General features: G+C 74.1%; 17 protein-coding genes and 1 pseudogene. 10 read left to right on the forward strand and 8 right to left on the reverse strand.

The features are described 5' to 3' along the window. The first annotated feature begins 4 nt into the window (after nt 1–4). Nucleotides 5–721, forward strand: coding sequence for a carbon-nitrogen hydrolase family protein (locus B4U46_RS11580; RefSeq protein WP_079426642.1), 717 nt, complete (start codon nt 5–7; stop codon nt 719–721). A gap of 32 nt (nt 722–753) precedes the next feature. On the opposite strand, the gene B4U46_RS11585 is transcribed toward B4U46_RS11580, so the two are convergent. Further along, nucleotides 754–1,788 carry an alpha/beta hydrolase gene (locus tag B4U46_RS11585; protein ID WP_079426644.1) on the reverse strand — a complete coding sequence of 345 codons (1,035 nt, stop codon included), beginning with the start codon at nt 1,786–1,788 and terminating at the stop codon, nt 754–756. Between the two features lie 199 nt (nt 1,789–1,987). Then, nucleotides 1,988–2,326, reverse strand: a complete 339-nt coding sequence (locus B4U46_RS11590; RefSeq protein WP_079431704.1) for a winged helix-turn-helix transcriptional regulator — start codon at nt 2,324–2,326, stop codon at nt 1,988–1,990. A 98-nt stretch (nt 2,327–2,424) separates the two neighbouring features. Here B4U46_RS11590 and B4U46_RS11595 point away from each other — a divergent pair, with 98 nt between their 5' ends. Beyond that, nucleotides 2,425–3,333: an NAD(P)-dependent oxidoreductase gene (locus B4U46_RS11595; RefSeq protein ID WP_079426646.1), complete on the forward strand. Its 909-nt coding sequence runs from the start codon at nt 2,425–2,427 to the stop codon at nt 3,331–3,333. A gap of 357 nt (nt 3,334–3,690) precedes the next feature. On the opposite strand, the pseudogene B4U46_RS38980 reads toward B4U46_RS11595, so the two are convergent. The 3 genes and pseudogenes from B4U46_RS38980 to B4U46_RS11610 form a co-directional block, all read right to left on the reverse strand. Next, a pseudogene (locus B4U46_RS38980) lies at nt 3,691–4,482 on the reverse strand (EI24 domain-containing protein); the annotation flags it as partial. Between the two features lie 70 nt (nt 4,483–4,552). Continuing rightward, entirely contained in the window at nt 4,553–4,978 is a 426-nt protein-coding gene (locus tag B4U46_RS11605; RefSeq protein ID WP_079426650.1) for an organic hydroperoxide resistance protein, read from the reverse strand. Nucleotides 4,979–5,042: 64 nt separating this feature from the next. Beyond that, entirely contained in the window at nt 5,043–6,065 is a 1,023-nt protein-coding gene (locus tag B4U46_RS11610) for an NADP-dependent oxidoreductase (RefSeq protein WP_079426652.1), read from the reverse strand. A gap of 114 nt (nt 6,066–6,179) precedes the next feature. Here B4U46_RS11610 and B4U46_RS11615 point away from each other — a divergent pair, with 114 nt between their 5' ends. Further along, a complete protein-coding gene (locus B4U46_RS11615; protein WP_079426654.1) occupies nt 6,180–6,602 on the forward strand; it encodes a MarR family winged helix-turn-helix transcriptional regulator in 423 nt (140 codons plus the stop codon). Nucleotides 6,603–6,629: 27 nt separating this feature from the next. Here the strand turns inward: B4U46_RS11615 and B4U46_RS11620 are convergent, their stop codons facing one another. After that, nucleotides 6,630–7,325 carry an SCO2400 family protein gene (locus tag B4U46_RS11620; protein WP_079426656.1) on the reverse strand — a complete coding sequence of 232 codons (696 nt, stop codon included), beginning with the start codon at nt 7,323–7,325 and terminating at the stop codon, nt 6,630–6,632. Between the two features lie 78 nt (nt 7,326–7,403). On the opposite strand from B4U46_RS11620, the gene B4U46_RS11625 reads away from it, so the two are divergent. After that, complete coding sequence (locus B4U46_RS11625; RefSeq protein ID WP_079426658.1) at nt 7,404–8,036, forward strand: hypothetical protein; 633 nt, start codon at nt 7,404–7,406, stop codon at nt 8,034–8,036. On the opposite strand, the gene B4U46_RS11630 is transcribed toward B4U46_RS11625, so the two are convergent. Next, nucleotides 8,026–8,802 (reverse strand): esterase/lipase family protein, encoded by a 777-nt coding sequence (locus B4U46_RS11630; RefSeq protein ID WP_079426660.1) that lies wholly within the window; start codon nt 8,800–8,802, stop codon nt 8,026–8,028. The genes B4U46_RS11625 and B4U46_RS11630 overlap by 11 nt on opposite strands. A 223-nt stretch (nt 8,803–9,025) precedes the next feature. Between B4U46_RS11630 and B4U46_RS11635 the strand changes: the two genes are divergently transcribed. From B4U46_RS11635 to B4U46_RS11655, 5 genes are all read left to right on the forward strand, one after another. Further along, entirely contained in the window at nt 9,026–10,063 is a 1,038-nt protein-coding gene (locus B4U46_RS11635; protein WP_079426662.1) for a rod shape-determining protein, read from the forward strand. After that, nucleotides 10,060–11,808: a GAF domain-containing protein gene (locus B4U46_RS11640; protein WP_237292817.1), complete on the forward strand. Its 1,749-nt coding sequence runs from the start codon at nt 10,060–10,062 to the stop codon at nt 11,806–11,808. The genes B4U46_RS11635 and B4U46_RS11640 overlap by 4 nt, the downstream gene beginning before the upstream one ends. A 691-nt stretch (nt 11,809–12,499) precedes the next feature. Next, the gene (locus tag B4U46_RS11645) at nt 12,500–13,003 is read left to right on the forward strand and encodes a flavoprotein (RefSeq protein WP_079426664.1); all 504 of its coding nucleotides are present in this window, start codon (nt 12,500–12,502) and stop codon (nt 13,001–13,003) included. Between the two features lie 750 nt (nt 13,004–13,753). Continuing rightward, nucleotides 13,754–15,106 (forward strand): carboxyl transferase domain-containing protein, encoded by a 1,353-nt coding sequence (locus tag B4U46_RS11650; RefSeq protein ID WP_079426666.1) that lies wholly within the window; start codon nt 13,754–13,756, stop codon nt 15,104–15,106. A 32-nt stretch (nt 15,107–15,138) separates the two neighbouring features. Then, entirely contained in the window at nt 15,139–15,495 is a 357-nt protein-coding gene (locus B4U46_RS11655) for a hypothetical protein (RefSeq protein WP_123995648.1), read from the forward strand. 23 nt (nt 15,496–15,518) lie between these two features. On the opposite strand, the gene B4U46_RS11660 is transcribed toward B4U46_RS11655, so the two are convergent. After that, nucleotides 15,519–16,784 carry an MFS transporter gene (locus B4U46_RS11660; RefSeq protein WP_079426674.1) on the reverse strand — a complete coding sequence of 422 codons (1,266 nt, stop codon included), beginning with the start codon at nt 16,782–16,784 and terminating at the stop codon, nt 15,519–15,521. A gap of 224 nt (nt 16,785–17,008) precedes the next feature. Here B4U46_RS11660 and B4U46_RS11665 point away from each other — a divergent pair, with 224 nt between their 5' ends. Continuing rightward, nucleotides 17,009–18,187, forward strand: coding sequence for a carboxylate-amine ligase (locus B4U46_RS11665; RefSeq protein WP_159036789.1), 1,179 nt, complete (start codon nt 17,009–17,011; stop codon nt 18,185–18,187). The last annotated feature ends 46 nt before the right edge of the window (nt 18,188–18,233 follow it).

The raw sequence follows: 18,233 nt of genomic DNA on the forward strand, positions 1-18,233 counted from the left end.
CCCCATGAAGATCGCCGCCGCACAGCTGACCTGCATACCCGCCGACGTCACCGCCAACGCCGCGCAGGCCACCGCCCTCGCCGCACGGGCCCGGAACGAGGGCGCGGAGCTCGTGCTCTTCCCGGAACTGACGCTCACCGGCTACGAGATGCAAGCCATCGCCGAGGACCCCGCCCTGTGGCTGTCCGGTGCCGACGACCCCCGCCTGGACGGGCTGCGCTCGGCCGGCATCGCGGTCGCCGTCAACGCCGCCCTGCGCACGCCCGACCCGCTGCCGGCCCTCGCGACCCTGGTCTACGACGCGGACGGCACGCACCTCACCACCTACGCCAAGCAGCACCTCTACCAGCACGAACAGGGCGCCTTCACCCCCGGCACCACGGACGGCCGCTTCGAACTCGGCGGCATCCGCTTCTCCCTGGGCGTCTGCTTCGACAACCACTTCCCCGACCTGCCCGCCCGGGGCGCGGCCGACGGCTGCCGCGTCCACCTCGCCAGCTCCCTCTACGGCACCGGCGACGGCATCACCGAACGCGCCACCGTCTACCCGGGCATGGCGAAGGAACACGGCCTCTACGTGGTCCTCGCCAACCACGTCGGCCCGGCGGGCCCCTGGACGGGCTGCGGCGGCGCGGCCGTCTGGGCCCCGGACGGCACCCCCCTCGCCGAGGCCGACGCCCACACCGCGACCGTGGCCACGGCGGACGTCCCGGCGGCCTAGGGCCTGCTGCGGAAGCGCCGGTCCGGGCGGGGTCAGCCGAGCCGGCGGCCGAAGAAGTCCAGCATGCGTTCCGCCGCGACGCTCCAGTAGGGCCAGTTGTGGCCGCCCGGTTGCAGGACCGTCTCAGTGTCCGCCCCGCGGGCCGCGAAGGCGGTGCTCAGGTCCTCGGTCCCCGGCAGGTGGTTGGCGTCCTCGGTCCCGCAGCCGAGGTGGTAGCGGGCGCGGCGGAGGCGGTCGGGGGCGGTGCGGCGGATCATGTCGGCCAGGTCGTACTCCCGGAAGCGGGCCGTCAGGCGGGCCGAGCCCGCCAGATCACGGCCGAAGGCGTGGCCGAAGAAGCGGTTCCACTCCTTCATCGGGATCGCGCGGTAGCCCTCGTCGGTGAAGTGCGCCGTGCTCAGTCCGGCGGCGGCACCGAACAGGCCCGGGTAGCGCAGGGCGTACATCAGCGCGCCGTAGCCGCCCATGGAGAGCCCGGCGATGGCCCTCTTCTCCGGCCGGCCGCCCAGCCCGTGGGCCTGTTCGACGGCTGGGACGAACTCCTCGATGAACATGTCCTCGTAGCGCAGGGTGTCGCCGCCGGCTCCGGCGGCGTCGAGGTCGTTGATGTAGAACGTCTCGTCCTGGCCGCCGCCGGGCCGGCCGGGGTCGCGCCGGGCGTCGGGCATGGCGAGGGCGCATGCCGGGATCCGGCCCGCCGCGACGGCCCGTTCCAGGGTCGGCACGATGCCACCCTTGACGACCCAGTCGGTATGGCTCCCGCTCGTGCCGTGCAGGAGGAAGAGGACCGGGACCCCGGCGTCCGGCCCGCCCTCCCGGCGCACGGAGGCCGCCCGGGCGGGCAGGTAGAGGCTGTACGGGACGTCCCGCCCGAGCAGCCTGCTGCGTACGGTCAGGTCCGTGCGGAGCGAGCCGGCCCCGGAGGCGGACGGCCCCGGCGGTGTGGGGGAGGGCGCCGGTCCGGGTGCCCCGGGGCCGCCCCGCAGCAGGAAGGCCGCGGAGACGACGGCCGCGACCGATCCGCCGACCCCCGCCGTGAGCAGGGAACGGCGCGCGGGACGTTTCATCTTGGCTCCTCAGCCTCGGCACGGGATGTTCGTCTCGGCCGTGCGGGCGGAGGTGCCTCCGGCCCGTCCCGGGCGCTCTTTCCGACGCGTACGGGCGCCCACTGGCCCGCACACATGACACGCCCGGAATCCGCATCGAGGCGAGCAGCCACGCCGCCGGGGCGGCGGAACGGGGGACCTCCTGCCCGCGGATCGGGTCCTAGGCCGAATCGGGCAGCAGGTGCTTGGCGCCCCACTCCCCCAGGGATTCCAGGGCCCCGCTCAGCTCCTGGCCGAGCGGGGTCAGGGAGTACTCCACGCGCGGCGGGACCTCGTCGAAGACCTCGCGGTGGACGATGCCGTCCGCTTCCAGCTCTCTCAGCTGCGCCGCGAGGACCTTCTCCGAGACCCCGGGGACCAGCCGGCGCAGCTCACCGAACCGACGGCCCGGGCACTGCTCCAGCTCCCACAGGATCGAAACCTTCCACTTGCCGTCGATCACCGCCATCGCCGCGGCGATCCCACAGTGGTCCGCCCCCGGCCTGCGCACCGTCGCCATCCCGCCCACCCCTCCCACCTGCTCGCTCACCCCGGGGTAAGCACCCACTCCGAAGTGCGTACTTGAGCACCCGTCAGCCTGCCACCAGGCTAAACGGCATGACCGACAACGACACCGAGCACCGCCCGCTCACCCTGCTCGGCCTCGGCGACATGGGCACCGCCCTCGCCCGGACCTGGCTCGCCGCCGGCCACCCCCTGACCGTCTGGAACCGCACCCCCGCCAAGGCCGCGCCCCTGGCCGCCGGGGGCGCGGCCGTCGCCACCACCCCCGCCGGGGCCGTCGCCGCGAACACCCTGATCGTGCTCTGCCTGCTGGACGACGCGAGCATCGGCTCCGTGCTGGACGGGGTCGACCTGACCGGCAAGGACCTGGTCAACCTCACCACCGGCACCCCCGCCGAGGGCCGCGCCCGCGCCGCCTGGGCCGAGGAGCGCGGCGCCCGCTTCGTGGATGCCGGGATCATGGCCGTCCCGTCGATGATCGGCGCCCCGGAGACCGGCGGCTACGTCTTCTACAGCGGCTCCCGCGCCCTCTTCGACACCCACCGGTCGACCCTGGAGGTCCCGGCCGGCGCCCGCTTCGTCGGCGCGGACCCGGGCCACGCGGCCCTGCACGACGTGGCGCTGCTGAGCGCGATGTACGGGCTGTTCGCCGGGATCTCGCACGCCTACGCGCTGATCGAGGGCGAGGACATCGCACCGAAGGACCTGGCACCGCTGCTGTCGGAGTGGCTGGGCGCGATGGGCTTCTTCGTCGGGAACGCCGCCGAGCGGCTGACCTCCCGCGACTTCACCACCGGAGTGGTGTCCGGCCTCGCCATGCAGGTCCAGGCGAGCGGCACGCTGCTGCGCACCGCCGCCGACCAGGGGGTGAGCGCCGAGCTGATCGAGCCGTACCTGCACCTGATGCGCGAACGCCTGGACGCCGACCCGGCCGCCCACGCGGCGGAGGACACGGTCGGCGCCATCACCCTTCTGCGCCGCACCGCCGCCCCCGGGCACTGAGCCGCCCGGGGCCCGGCCTCAGGAGGAGGAACGCGGGTCCTGCCCGGAGACAGGGGGGTAGCCGTACGGCTGCCCGTACGGGGGCGCCTGACCCGGAGCCTGCTGTCCGTAGCCCAGCCCGGGAGCCGGTGCGTAGCCCTGGCCGCCGTAGCCCTGCCCGGGAGCCGGTGCGTAGCCCTGGCCGCCGTAGCCCTGCCCGGGAGCCGGTGCGTAGCCCTGGCCGCCGTAGCCCTGCCCGGGAGCCGGTGCGTAGCCCTGGCCGCCGTAGCCCTGCCCGGGGCCGCCGTAGGGGCCCGCCGGGGCGGGGCCGCCGTAGGGCCCGGTCGCGCCGTAGGGGCCCGCCTGGCCGGGAGCCGCGTACGGGCCCGCCTCCGCCGGGGCGGCGTCACCCTCCCCGCCCTCGGAGGCCTCGTCGTCCCCGACCAGGTCCCGCGCCAGCAGGGTCGCCCCCGCCACCGCGCCCGGCATCAGGAAGACCGCGACCAGCGGGACCAGGAACAGCAGCACCAGCGGCACCCCGAAGCCGAGCGCCGCCGCACGCCGCCCCCGCAGCAGGGTGAGCTGCTCGTCCAGGTCCACCCGGCGCCGCTGGAGGGCGACGGAGGTGAGCTCCTGGGTGAGGAAGAAGCCGGAGACGCAGAAGCCGATCGCCGGGACCACCGTCTGCCCGACCACCGGGATGAACCCGAGGGCGAAGAGCAGGATCCCGTACAGCAGCACCCGCACCAGCAGCCGCAGGCTGTCCCGGGCGGAGATCCACAGGTCCTCCCAGAACGAACGCCCCGACTCCGGGACCTCACCCCCCTCGGTGCGGTCGACCTGCTCCGAGAGGGACTCGTAGAAGGGCTGGCCGACCAGCAGGGTCACGGCGGTGAAGGTGATCACCGAGAGGAAGAGGCCGAGGGAGACGACCACGGCGGTCAGGAACCCGCGGAAGAGCCCGAGCCAGGGCGAGGACCAGTCCGAGGCGAAGGGCGTCGCCCAGACGGTGAAGTCGTCGGCCCCGTAGAAGAGGCCGGTCAGCGCGGCGCCGTAGAGCACCAGGGTGACCAGGCCGGGCAGCAGGCCGAAGCCCAGCCAGCGGCCGTTGCCGAACACCCATCTCTGTCCGGCCCACAGGTACCGGAAACCCCCCGCAAGATCACGCATGCGGCCAGTTTACGGCGAAGGCCGCACCCCCCGAGGGGGTGCGGCCTTCGTGGAGCTGCGGCGCGGGACGTCAGGCGACGTTCAGCTCGACCGTGATGTTGCCGCGGGTCGCCTTGGAGTAGGGGCAGATCTGGTCGGCCTTCTCGACCAGGTCCTTCGCCACGGCGGCGTCCACGTTCGGGATCGAGGCGGTGAGCTTGACGATGATGCCGAAGCCCTCGTCGTTCTTGCCGATGCCGACCTCGGCGGTCACGGTGGAGCCGCTGACGTCGACGTTCTCGTTGCGGGCCGCGACGCTGAGGGCGCCCTGGAAGCAGGCGCTGTAGCCGGCGGCGAACAGCTGCTCCGGGTTGGTGCCGGCGCCGCTGCCGCCGAGCTCCTTCGGCGGGTTCACGACGACGTCGAGGCGGCCGTCGTTGGTGGCGACGCGGCCGTCACGGCCGTTCTCGGCGGTGGCGACGGCCGTGTACGCGACGTCGGACTGCGTGATGGACATGAAAGTGGATCCTCCAGATAGTCGCCGCGACTCGCGCCCACGATCGCGACGGTATGGAGGGAGCCTAACGGGTGAACGTAACGATCATCTTTCCGGTGTTAGCCCCGCGCAGCATTCCGAGGAAGGCGTCGGTCGCGTTCTCCACGCCCTCGACGACCGTCTCGTCGTAGCGGAGCTCGCCGGAGGCCAGCCAGCCGGCCACGTCCTTGACGAACTGCGGCTGGAGGGCGGCGTGGTCGCCGACCAGGACGCCCTGGAGGCGCAGGCGCTTGCCGATGACCAGGGTGAGGTTGCGCGGACCGGGGGTGGGCTCGGTGTCGTTGTAGCCGGCGATCGCGCCGCACAGGGTGGCGCGGCCGTGCGGGTTCATCTCGGCGATGGCGGCTTCCAGGTGGTCGCCGCCGACGTTGTCGAAGTAGACGTCGATGCCCTCGGGAGCGGCTTCCTTCAGCTGCTTCGCGACGGGGCCGTTCTTGTAGTTGAAGGCGGCGTCGAAGCCGTACTTCTCGGTGAGGAGCGTCACCTTCTCGTCCGAGCCGGCGGAGCCGATCACCCGGGAGGCGCCCTTGATCTTCGCGAACTGGCCGACGAGGCTGCCGACCGCGCCCGCCGCGCCGGAGACGAAGACGGAGTCGCCCTCCTTGAAGGAGGCGACCTCGAAGAGGCCCGCGTAGGCGGTCAGGCCCGGCATGCCGAGGACGCCGAGGTAGGCGGAGAGCGGGGCGAGGGAGGCGTCGACCTTGGTGGCGTGCTTCGCGTCGAGTTCGGCGTACTCGCGCCAGCCCAGCATGTGCAGGACGTGGTCGCCGACGGCGAAGCCCTCGGCGTTGGAGGCGACGACCTCGCCGACCGCGCCGCCCTGCATCGGCTCGTCCAGCTGGAAGGGCGGGATGTAGGACTTGGTCTCGTTCATCCGGCCGCGCATGTAGGGGTCCACGGACATGTGGAGGTTGCGGACCAGGATCCGGCCGGCGCGGGGCTCGGCGGAGACGGGCACCTCACGGAGGGCGAAGTCCTCGGCCACGGGCCAGCCCTGCGGACGGCGGACGAGGTGCCACTCGCGGCTGACGGCGGGGATCTGAGACATGAGGGACTCCAGGAAGTGGGAGGGGAGGCGGGCGGGAAGCGGAATGCTTCACGTCCTGAAACAACCATGCTCCTGGATATTTCATGTTGTCAAGCAAATGGGTACGCTGGTGCCATGTCCAGTCGTCGCGCAGACCCAGTGACCGTCGAGGTCGTCGAGCTCATCGGCGACGTCGTGGCCCGCTACCACATGGAGTACGAGGAGGCGGCCGCCCGCCACCAGCTCACCGGCGCCCAGGCGAAGGTCCTGACGCTGCTGTCGCTGGAGCCGCTGCCCATGCGCCGCATCGCGCAGAAGCTGCGCTGCGAGCCCTCCAACGTCACCGGCATCATCGACCGGCTCGAAACCCGCGGCCTGGTCGAACGCCGCCCGGACCCGGCCGACCGCCGGGTGAAGCTGGCCGCTCCCACCGAGGAGGGGGCCGAGACGGCGGAGCGGCTGCGCGAGTCGCTGGACTTCGCGCGCGAACCGCTGGCCGGGCTCTCCGCGCAGGAGCGCACGGCGCTGCGGGACCTGCTCAGGCGGATGCTGGGCTGAGGCGCGGGGCAGGCCGGAGCGGACCGCTCAGCAGAAGATCCACAACACGCACGTGTCGGTCGGCTGGGGCTTCGGCTTGGGGGTGGGCTTGGGCTTGGCCGTGGGCGGCTGCGCCGTGCCGGAAGCACGGGGCGACGGCGTACCGGGTGGCGTCGTCTTTACGGATTCCTCTCCGCCGGAACCTTTCTGCGAGGGGGTCCCCGTCGGGGCGGAGGCGCTCCCGCTCGGGCTCGCCTGCGCCGACCCGCTCGGGCTCCCGCTGGGCCGGGCCGTCTTCGCCGCCCCGCCCGCGCCCTTCGGCAGGGCGGACGGCGCGGCCGGAGCCTCACTGGGCAGGGCGTCGGGCTGCGCGGGGCCGCTGTCGGTGAGCTCCACCCGGTCGGCCCGGTTCACGCCCCCGTCGTCGCCCGCGATCCGGGCCACGGCGATCGAGCCACCGGTCGCGAGCAACAGCCCCAGACCGACGGCCATGGTGGTCCGCCCCCGCCTGCGGCGGGAGGCCGCGCGTTTGCGCGTACCGGCGCGGCCCTCGTGGGGGGCGGTCAGCACGACGAGGGAGTCCGCGAACACCTCGGCCAGCGCCGGCTGCGGCTCCGGGCCCGGATGCGCCCCGGCGGGGGCGGCGGGGGCGGCGGCCACCAGATACTCGGCCGGGGTCCCGCAGCCGGCGCACGCGAGCGCTCCGTTGAGGTGCCTCTGACAGTCGGGGCAGAAGTAGTTCATGGCGCCCGCAGGCTATGCCGTCCCCGGCAACATAAGTATTCCGGGAGCGTGAGGATTATGTGTGGAATCGTGGCCTCCATGACCGCGACCCCGCATCCGGGCCGTCCGGGAGCCTTCGGGCCGGGCGCCTTCCAGCTGGTGCTGCTGCGCAGGATGGCGGACTTCCAGCCCGGCCTCGCGGAGGCGGCCCGGCTGCGGCTGGGGGCCACCCTCGCCGAGCAGCGGGAGGCCAACCGGCGCTGGCAGGCGATGGTCCGCTCGCCCAGAGCGCGCGGGGCGCTGGCCCGCTACCGGTCGGTGCTCGGCCCGCCGGAGTCGGCCGAGCGGCGCCGGATCGGGGACCTGGAGTGCGAGGCGCTGCTGTGGCCGGTGCCGCTCTGGCCGGAGCTGCGCTTCGAGGTGCTGGCCGCGCCGGACGGGGCGGTGTGGAACGAGTGGCTGGTGCGGGCCCCGGGCGCGCGGGGGCCCGTGCTGGAGACGGAGGCGGACCTGCGGCCCTGGTCGGCGACGGTGGACGAGGTGGCCCGGGCCTTCGCGCCGGCCCGGCCGATGGAGGGCACCGCGCCGACGCGCTGGCGGCTGGCGTTCAGCGCGTCGGGGCGGGCCCTGGTGGCGGAGTTCACGTACGGCCTGCTCCAGCGGGTGCAGGCCGAGGGGGAAGCGGGGGAAGCGGGGGGTCCGGCTCGCCCGGGTCCCGGCTTCAGGACCTGAGGAAGGCGCGGACCCCTGCCGAGGTGACGTCGTCGCCGAGCAGGTCGTTGTGCTTGAGGCAGCCGACCTGGGTGTTCAGGGCCCCGGCGAGCGGGACGCTGCTGTCGGGGTTGACCACCTCGTCGCAGTCCGACCAGAAGGTCGCGTACTTCACCGCGCCCGGGGTCTCGTCGCCGGAGGCGAGGTTCTTCACCACGTAGGAACCCGGGGTCATGTCGCGGCAGGCCTGGTCCCACAGGGCGCAGGCCCAGGCGGTGGAGGTGCCGTGGTTGGGGCCGGCCAGCGAGACCCAGTGGTCCACGGTCGCGGCGCCGCCGCCGTACTTGACGTACCAGCGGCTGACGAGCGAGCCGAAGGAGTGGCCCACGAGGTCCACCCGGGCGGCGCCGGTCTGCCGGCGGACGTCGTCCACGTAGGCGGCGAGTCGGCCGGAGAGCACCTCGTTGACGGACTGGTGGGTGTCGTAGCCGAACGAGAACAGCTCGGAGTCCGCGTACCCGTCGGCCCGCAGGTCCTCGCGCAGGGAACCCCAGACGCCGGGGTCGGCGTTGTATCCGTGGACGAAGACCACCGGATTGCGGCCGGCGGCCGGGGCGGCGGCCTGAGCGGCGGTCGGTCCGGCTGCCCGCCCGGCGGCCTGTGCTGCGGCCGGTCCGGCGGCCTGCCCTGCCGGCGGCCCGGCGACCGCGGCGTGGGCTGGGATGGGCGCGAACAGGGTCAGGCAGAGGGCCAGGAGCGCCAGGCATTTCTGGCGGGGCGTCAGCATCGGGTCCCCTTTACCTTGTTACGCACGGGTAGCGCGGATGGTGCGCGCATGGTGGTGCCTGTCGGTACAGAAATCCACCCCCGTGCAGCACGCCCGCCCCGCACGACACGCCCCGGCCGGAGCATTCCAGCGGGCGATATGACCCATTGACCCGAGAAGATATGAATTGCGACCGGCATCCGCCGGTCCCCTTCTGTACCAAGCGCTCTCGGGAGGACCTGCCGTGACCGTCAGTCTTGAGCAGTTGCGCCGCTGCCACGTCGCCGTCGACCTGGGAGCCGCGAGGACCCGCGTCTACGTGAAGGGTGCCGGACTGGTCGTCGACGAGCCCAGCGTCGCCGCGGTCAACACCCGCACCGGCGCCCTCATCGCCGTCGGCACCTTCGCCGAACGGATGACGGGCCGCACGCCCGACTACATCCGCGTCGTCCGCCCCGTCTCCGGCGGCACCGTCGTCGACATCGAGATGGCCCAGCGGATGCTGCGTCACCTGCTCGGCGAGAAGCTGCGCCGCGCACTGCGCCGCAAGCCCCGGCTGCGCGCCGCCTGCTGCACCCCGCACGACGCCGACCCGCTGGCCCAGCGCGCGGCCGTGGAGACGATGGTCGGGCTGGGGGCGCGGCGCGTCGAACTGGTCGACACCCTGATCGCGGCGGCCGTCGGCTGCGGCCTTCCCGTGGAGCAGCCGACCGCGACGATGATCATGGTGTGCGGGGCGGCGGCCACCCAGGTGGCGGTGCTCTCCCTCGGCTCGATCGTCACCGCCGAACGGATCCCCGTCGGCGGCGAGGCCATCGACCACGCGGTGGTCCAGCACCTGCGCCACGCCCACGAGCTGATGCTGCCGAGCCAGGCCGTCCGCCCCCTCCAGCTGGCCCTGAGCGGCAACGGCATCACCCCGGACGGCCCCGCCTCTACGCTGATCCACGGCCGCGACGTGGCCACCGGACTGGCCCGCTCCGTCCACGTGGACACCGCCGCCGTGCGGAACGCCATCCACACCCCGCTGACGGCCGTCCTGGACGGCATCGGCAAGGTGCTGCGCGACTGCCCGCCGGACCTGGTCGCGGACCTGACGGACCGGGGGATCATGATGGTGGGAGGCAGCGCCCTGCTGCCGGGGCTGGACCAGATGCTGCGGGACTCCACCGGAATGCCCGTGGCCATCGCGGAACGGCCGGACGTGTGCGCCGTACTGGGTCTCGGCGCGATGCTCGAAGGGAAGATCGCCCCGATGGTCCTCAACCCGCTGGCCGAATGACGCGCAGGCCGGCCGACACCGGGCCGGGTGCGCAGCCGGGGCCCGGGGCCGAGGCCGGGGCCGAGGCCGGGGCCGGGGCCGAGGCCGGGGCCGGGGCCGAGGCCGGGGCCGGGGCCGAGGCCGGGGCCGGGGCCGGGGCCGGGGCCGGGGCCGAGGCCGGGGCCGGGGCCGAGGCCGGGGCGGGCGGGCTGGTGGCCGGCGGGGCGCCGTCCAGCCTGCCGGTGCTGCTGGACGCCGTCCTCAGCGTCGGCTCGGAGCTGGAGCTCCAGGCCACCCTCCAGCACGTCGTGGACTCCGCCACCGACCTGTGCGGAGCCCGCTACGGCGCGCTCGGGGTCGTCGACCCCGAGCGCGGCCGGCTGACCCAGCTGTTCACCGCCGGGATGAGCGAGGCCGAACGGGCCGCGATCCCCCGACTGCCCGACGGCCGCAGCGGCGTGCTCGGCGTCCTGATCGCCGACCCCCGGCCGCTGCGGCTGGACGACCTCACCACGGACCCCCGCTCGGCCGGCTTCCCGCCCGGGCACCCGCCCATGCGCAGCTTCCTGGGCGTGCCGATCCGGGTCCACACCGAGGTCTTCGGCAACCTCTACCTCACCGAGAAGCGCGGCGGCGCCCCCTTCACGGACGAGGACCTCGCGCTGATGCGGGTGCTGGCCTCGCAGGCCGGGATAGCGATCGGCAACGCCCGCCTGTACGAGACCGCCCGCCGCCGGGAGCGCTGGATCGAGGGCGCGGCCGCCGTGACCACCACCCTGCTGGCGGGGCGGCCGGCGGCCGACGCCCTGATGTGCGTGGCCGAACGGGCCCGGCTGCTCGCGGACGCGGCGGCCGGCGTGGTGCTCCAGCCGACGCCGGAGGGCGGCATGGAGATCGTGGCCGCCTCCACGCACGGCGACCCCGGCGACCTGGTCGGCACGACCATCGCCCCGGGTTCTCCGGTGCTGGTGCAACTGCTGGGCGGTGAACCCGTCTTCATAGAGGACTCGGCGACCGACCCCCGGATGACCACGCACGTGCGCAAGCGCTTCGGACCGAGCATGATGCTCCCGCTCCAGAGCGGTGGCCAGCTGATCGGCACCCTCGCCCTGCCCAGGGCGCGGGGCGGACGCCCGTACGACGCCGTGGACCGGCTCCTGGCCTCCCAGTTCGCCTCCCAGGCGGCCCTGGCGCTGGTCCTGGCCGACGCACAGCACGACCGCGAGCAGCTCGCCGTGTACGAGGACTGCGACCGGATCGCGCGCGACCTGCACGACCTGGTCGTACAGCGGCTGTTCGCGACGGAGATGATGCTGGAGAGCACCCGGCGGCGCTCCTCGAACGCCCCTTCGGGCGACGAGGCGGACGTCGGCGACGAGCTGAGCCGGGCGGTGGACGAGCTGGACTCCACCATCCAGGAGGTCCGCACGGCCATCTTCGCCCTCCAGCAACCCCCGACGGACGCCCCGACGACCTTCCGCGGCCGGGTGCTGCGCGAAACCGGCGGAGCCGCCGTCCTGCTCGGCTTCCAGCCGTCGGTGCACTTCGCGGGCGCGGTGGACGCCCTGCTCCCGGACCGCGTGACGGACGCCCTCCTCGCCACCCTCCGCAGCGCCCTGGCGGCGGCCCACCGCCGCAGCGGGGTCACGGCGATCGACGTCGAGGTCGACGCCACCCCCTCCCGGGTCCGCCTTACGGTCTCGGACGACGGCCACACGGAGGCGGGGGCCCGCGGGACGACGGTGACGTGGGAGTCGGGCCTGTAGCCGGCGGCGGGGGCCCGCCATCTCCCCCTCGACGGGCCGGGGCCGGGCGGCGCCTGCCCACCCGCCTCACGGCGGACCCCGCGCGGGCCGGAACGGGCCGGCGGACCGGTACGGGGGAGGGACGGGGTTCCCGCTCGGCGGTCTCAGGGAAGGGTTGGGGCTTTCCCGTCAGTCCCACTGTCCTTCCGGTTCGGGCCGCCCTGTCAAGGGCGCTCCCTTCGGTCGCGTCGCTTCGCGATCGCCTACGGCGACCCTTGACAGCACGACCCGCCCCGGAAAGACAAGGACTGCCGGGAAACCCCCAAAAGGACGGCACGGTCCATCGATGGACATACGCGGGATCAGCGACCAGGCGGGGAGGCCGGGGGCCGCCTCGCCAAGCATCCGGGCCGACCTCCATGCCATCCGGGGCCGGGAGGCGCGACAGATCGCTACGCGCTCCTCGAATTTCGGCGTGCGGCGGCCATCTTGGGCTGATACCCGCACCAGATGACGAACAGACCGGCCTGCGGACCACCCGGGCGCGACAGATCGCTACGCGCTCCTCAAGTTTCGGCGTCCGGATGCCGTCTTGGGCTGATATCGGCACCACGGAACAACTGGACGATCATCCGGGGTAGGCGGACTCAGCCGGGAGGGCTGCTGGCCTGCTCTTCGAGGCGGGCGGTGCCGACGCGGATGAGGGCTCTACCTGTTCTGCTCGGCTGCGCCGCCCGTATTCGACGTGGCCCATGTGATCGAGGACGCCCAGGCGCGTGGCTGGGACGTCTGCCTCGGTCTCAGCCCGACGGCCGCCGAATGGCTGGAGGACAGCCTGGCCGGGCTCGAAGCACTCACGGGCCACCCCGTCCGCTACCGCTACAAGCGCCCGGGCCAGCCCGACGTCTGGCCACCGGCAGACGCCGTCCTCGTGGCCCCGGCCACCACGAACACGATCAACCGCTGGGCCCTGGGCATCACCGACAGCTTCGTCGTCGGCTTCGTCGCCGAAGCCCTCGGCAAGAACATTCCCCTCACGCTGATGCCCTGCGTCAACGCCGCCTACGCCCAACACCCGCAGCTCCCCCTGTCCCTGGAAACGCTACGGACAGCCGGTGTGCACGTCCTGTTCGGCGAGAACGGCTTCCAGCCGAACCCTCCGGGGGAAAAGCGACCGTACCCGTGGGACCTGGCCCTTGACGCCCTCAGCCGATGAAGCCGGACGGTCCATTGGGCGCGTCTGTGAAGCACAGCGACCCAAGACGGCCGCCGGACGCTGAATTCCGAGAAGCGCGTAGCGATCTGACGCGCCCACGGCTCCGGATGGGGCTCTGATTGGCATTTCGTGCGGGTATCAGCCCACGTCGGGTGGCGGACGCCGGAATTCGAGGAGCGCGTAGCGATCTGCCGCGCCCCTCGGCCCCGGATGCCGATTCCGTCGTCCTTTCCTGCGGGCAGCGGCCCCAGGCGGCTGGTAGACGCTGAGACGGGGGAGCGCGTAGCGATCTGTCGCGTGGGGGCGGTCCCGATGGCGAGGGATGTCGGCCCGGCTGCCCGGTCCGGCGGCCCCCGGTCTGCCCGGCTGGTCGCTGATCCCGGCGATTGTCCTTCTCCGGTCCGTCCCGTTCCTTTGGGGGTTTCCCGGCAGTCTTCGGCTTTTCGTGGCGGGACGCCCTGTCAAGGGTCGCCGCAGGCGATCGCGAAGCGACGCGACGAAGGAGCGCCCTTGACAGGGCGGCCCGACGCGGAAGGACGATGAGACTGACGGGAAACCCCCAACCCTTCCCTGAGACCGCCCAGCTGGAACCCGGTCATCCCCCGTACCGGTCCGCTGCCCCGTTCCGCCCCGCTCGGATCCCGCCGCGAGGCGGGTGGGCAGTCGCCGACCCGCCCCTACCCCTCGCGGGGGCGATGGCGGGCCCCCGCCACGCCCCCCGGCCCCCGCCCCACCGCCTACGCTGGCCCCGTGACGACCCGTCTCTCGGCCCGTGCCGCCATTGCCGCCCTGACCGACCCCGGGAGCTTCGAGGAGCTGCCCGCGCCCCGGGCGGAGTATCCCGACGATGACGGGCCGCTCGGCTGGGAGGGGTACGACGCCTCGCGGGCCCGGGCCACCGCGCGGACCGGGGAGCGGGAGTCCGTGGTGACCGGTACCGCCCGGGTCGGCGGGTGCGAAGCGGTCGTCGTCTCCTTCGAGTTCGGGTTCCTCGGCGGCAGCCTCGGCCGCCGTACCGGTGACCGGCTGGAGGCCGCGTACGCGCACGCCCGCGAGCGCAGGCTGCCGCTGGTCTCCCTGATCGCCACCGGCGGCTCCCGGATGCAGGAGGGCATGCTCGCGCTGGCGCAGCTCCAGCGGGTGGCCCGCCAGTGCGTGCTGACCCGGGCCGCCGGGCTCCCGCAGATCGCGGTGCTGCGCGATCCCACCACCGGTGGCGGGTGGGCCACGCTCGGGGCGGGGGCCGACGTGGTGCTGGCGCTGCCCGGGGCGCAGGTCGGCTTCGCGGGGTCCCGGGTGCGGCCGGCCGACGCCGATCCGGCGGCCTACACCGCCGAGGGGCAGTACGGCGCCGGGCACGTCGACGCCGTCGTCCCCGCGGCGGAGCTGCCCGGGGCGGTCGGGGACTGGCTGCGGGTGCTGGCCGCGCCCCGGGCCGCCGGGCCGGTAGAGCCCCCGGCAGCGCTGGGCGGCGTCACGCCCCCGCTGACCGGCTGGGACGCCGTCCGGCAGGCCCGGCACCCTGAGCGGCCCCGCGCGCAGGCGTACCTGGACGCGTACTTCGGGCTGCGGCTGCCGTTGCGCGGGGACCGGGCCGGGGCCTTCGACGCCGGGATGCTGTGCGGGTTCGGGCTGCGGGAGGGCCGGGCCGTGGCGTACGCCGCCCAGTGCGGCACCGCCACCCGCCCGGCGGGCTACCGTACGGCCGCCCGCGTGATCCGGCTCGCGGACCGGCTGGGCATCCCGGTGCTCACCCTGGTCGACACCCCGGGCGCGGCCAACGACGCCGCAGCCGAGCACGCCGGCGCCGGCCCGGCCATCGCGGACTGCTTCGCGGCGGTCGCGGCGGCCACCGTCCCGGTGACGACCCTGCTGATCGGCGAGGGCGGCTCGGGCGGGGCGCTCGCCCTGGCGGCGCCGGGGAACACCTGGGTGACCCCGGACAGCTACTTCTCGGTGATCGCCCCCGAGCTGGCGGCGGCCATCCTCAAGCGCCCCGCCGAGGAGGCCCCCGCCACGGCGGACCAGCTGCGCATCCGCCCCCAGGACCTGGTCGACCTCGGCGTGGCCCGGGGCATCGTCGGCCCCAAGGGCGGCGCGTAGGCCGGACCGTGGGGCCCTGGGAGACTGACGCCATGGCACATGATCAGGCCGCTGCCGCCAGGATGTCCGACCTCTTCGACCCCGCCCCGGGCCGATGGGGCCTGCGCGGCGATCCCCATGTCTGGCAGGCGCTTCGCGACGCCCTGTCCGGTACGGACGTCCCGCCGTCGGCGGAGGCGGTCGCCGGCCTCCTGCGGGCGACGTTCGAAGAGCTCGTGGAGGTCGACCTCTACGGCGACCCGGCGCCGCACGTGTACCGGGAGCGGTACGCCCACGGCGGGATGTCCGGCGGCATGGTCCACCTCGACACGTGGCGGCAGAGGCTGCTCCCGCTGCTCGTGGAGCGTGCCGGCAGGCCGCGGGACCCCCGGACACTGCCGGCCCGCTGACGGCGCGGCCCCCGCCCCGCCCCCTACGCCTGCGGCGACCGCGAGTCGTACCGGGCGAAGGACCGCCACCGTGCGGCCAGCAGCCCCAGGACCACCACGCACGCCAGCCCGCCGCCCGTGACGGCGACCGCCGGGGAGGTCAGGTCGGCGACGGTGCCGGCCAGGAAGTCCCCGAGCCTGGGTCCGCCCGCGACGACCACGATGTACACGCCCTGGAGCCGGCCCCGCATCCCGTCCGGGGTCGCGGCCTGCATCATCGTGGAGCGGAACACCATCGAAATGGTGTCGGCGCATCCGGCCAGCGCCAGGAAGAACAGCCCCAGCCACAGGTTCCGGGTCAGCCCGAACACGGCGATGGCCAGCCCCCACGCCGCGACGGACAGCAGGATCGCCAGACCGTGCCGCCGGATCCGCCCCTGCCAGCCGGAGAACACCCCGCCGAGCAGCGCGCCCACGGCGGGGGCGGCGACCAGCAGGCCGACGGTCTTGGCGTCGCCCCCGTACCAGAGGACGGCGATGGCCGGGAACAGGGCCTTCGGCTGGGCGAAGATCATCGCGGCCATGTCGGAGAAGAAGTTCATCCGGATGTTGGGCCGGGTCCCGAGGAAGCGCAGCCCGTCCAGCACCGAGGCCCGCCCCTTGCGGCCCTCCGGCAGGCCCTCGGGCAGCATCGCGGGCAGCCGCCACATGGCGTACAGGGCGGCGATGAAGGTGACGGCGTCGATCAGGTAGGCCGCCTGGTAGCCCCACCAGCCGACGATCAGGCCGCCCAGCACCGGGCCCAGCATGGTCCCGGAGGTCATGGTGACGGAGCTGAGCGCGTTCGCGGCGGGCAGCTGCTCGGGCGGCAGCAGCTTGGGGATCATGGCCGAACGGGCCGGCCCGTTCAGCGCCCCGCAGACCGACTGGAGGGCGACGACCGTGTAGAGCAGCCAGACCTGGTGGTAGCCGAGCAGTGCCGCGGCGGCCAGGCCGGAGGACAGGACGGTGAGCCCGGTCTGGCTGCGCAGGCCGAGCTTGCGCCGGTCCACGGAGTCGGCGATGGCGCCGCCGTACAGGCCGAAGACGACCAGCGGGACGAGCGAGAAGAGACCGACGAGGCCGACGGAGAAGCTGGAGCCGGTGATCTCGTAGACCTGGAGCGAGATCGCCAGGGCGGTCATGGCCTGGCCCATCCAGGAGATGGTGCCGCCCACCCACAGCCGTCTGTAGTGGGCGGAGGTGCGCAGCGGGGTCAGGTCGGCGAAGATGCGTCGCTTCGGTCGGGGCGGGGAGGCAATACCAGTCACACGGGATGGTAACCAGCGCGGTCTAGGGCGCCTCTGGAGCCGGGGACGGGTTCATCCGCACCTCACACACGCGCAACGTGCGACCCACCCGGACCGGGGGTTTCAGGGCGGGATCGCTCTTGCCGCTAACTCGCCATTATCACCCGAAATTTGACCGGATCGGCGTTGCCCCGTGGCCGCCTGTTCGGCCCATGATGAAAGACTCGTATGTCCAGGGAGGCGTAGTGATCGATCCTGGCAACAGCACCACGAGCACCGGTGACACCGGCCCCGCGGGCCACGGCCTGCGCGCCGCGAGCGGTGTCACCACCCCCCTCACGGTCGGGGTCGAGGAGGAGTTCCTGCTCGTCGACGACCGCACGTTGCGGGTGGTCCCGGCCGCGCCGCGCGTCCTGGCCACCGCCGGCGGGCTGCCCCAGCAGCTGCACCCCGAGGGGACCCGGTACCAGGTGGAGATCTCCACCCCGGTCGCCGACTCGGCGATCACCCTGCGCGAGGAGCTCGCCGCCCTGCGGCGGACCCTCGCGGCGGCGGCCCGCGAGCACGGCTGCCGGCTGCTGGCCGCCCCCTCGCCCGTCGTGGCCGTCGAAGGACCGCTGCACCTGACCGACGACGAGCCGCGCCAGCGCGAGCAGCACCGCCGGTTCGGCGCGCTGACCGACACCCTGGTCAGCTGCGGCCGCCACATCCACATCGGCACCCTCGACGTGGACACGGCGGTGGCGGTGTCCAACCGGGTCCGCCCCTGGCTGCCCACGCTGATCGCGCTGGCGGCCAACTCCCCCTTCTGGGGCGGCCGCGACACCGGCCACTCCAGCTGGCGGGCGATGGCCTGGTCGGGCTGGCCCTCGGCGGGCCTGCCCCCGCACTTCCCGTCCACGGCCCACTTCCGGCGCTCGGTGCAGACCCTGCTCGGCTCCGGGGCGGCCCTGGACACCAAGATGGTCTACTGGGACCTCCGCCCTTCCGGGAACTGGCCCACGCTCGAGATCCGGGCGCCCGACATGTCCCCGGACATCGACACGGCCGTGCTCCAGGCCGAGCTGGGCCGCGCCCTGGTCTCCTCGGCGCTGCGCGACATCGCGGAGCAGCGGCCCGACCGTCCGCTACGGGACGACGTGCTGCGGCTCGCGCGGTGGCGGGCGGCGCACGACGGCCTGGAGGGCTTCGGCCTGGACCCGTACACGGGTGCCGAGCTCCCGGCGGCCGACCTGGCGGAGGCCCTGCTCGACCTGGTCGCCCCGGACCTGGCCGCCGCCGGCGACCTGGACCACGCGGCGCGGACCCTGGGCGGGCTGCTGCGCGACGGCTCGGGCGCGGCCCGGCAGCGGGCGGCCTTCGCGCGCCGCCAGGACCTGACGGACGTGCTGCGCCACCTGGTGGAGGAGACCGAGAAGGCCTGACCGGCCCCATCCGGGGCCGCAGGTGCCGGCGCGCGCCTGCGGCCCC

The organism is Streptomyces katrae (genome assembly GCF_002028425.1).
GTDB lineage: Bacteria > Actinomycetota > Actinomycetes > Streptomycetales > Streptomycetaceae > Streptomyces > Streptomyces katrae_A.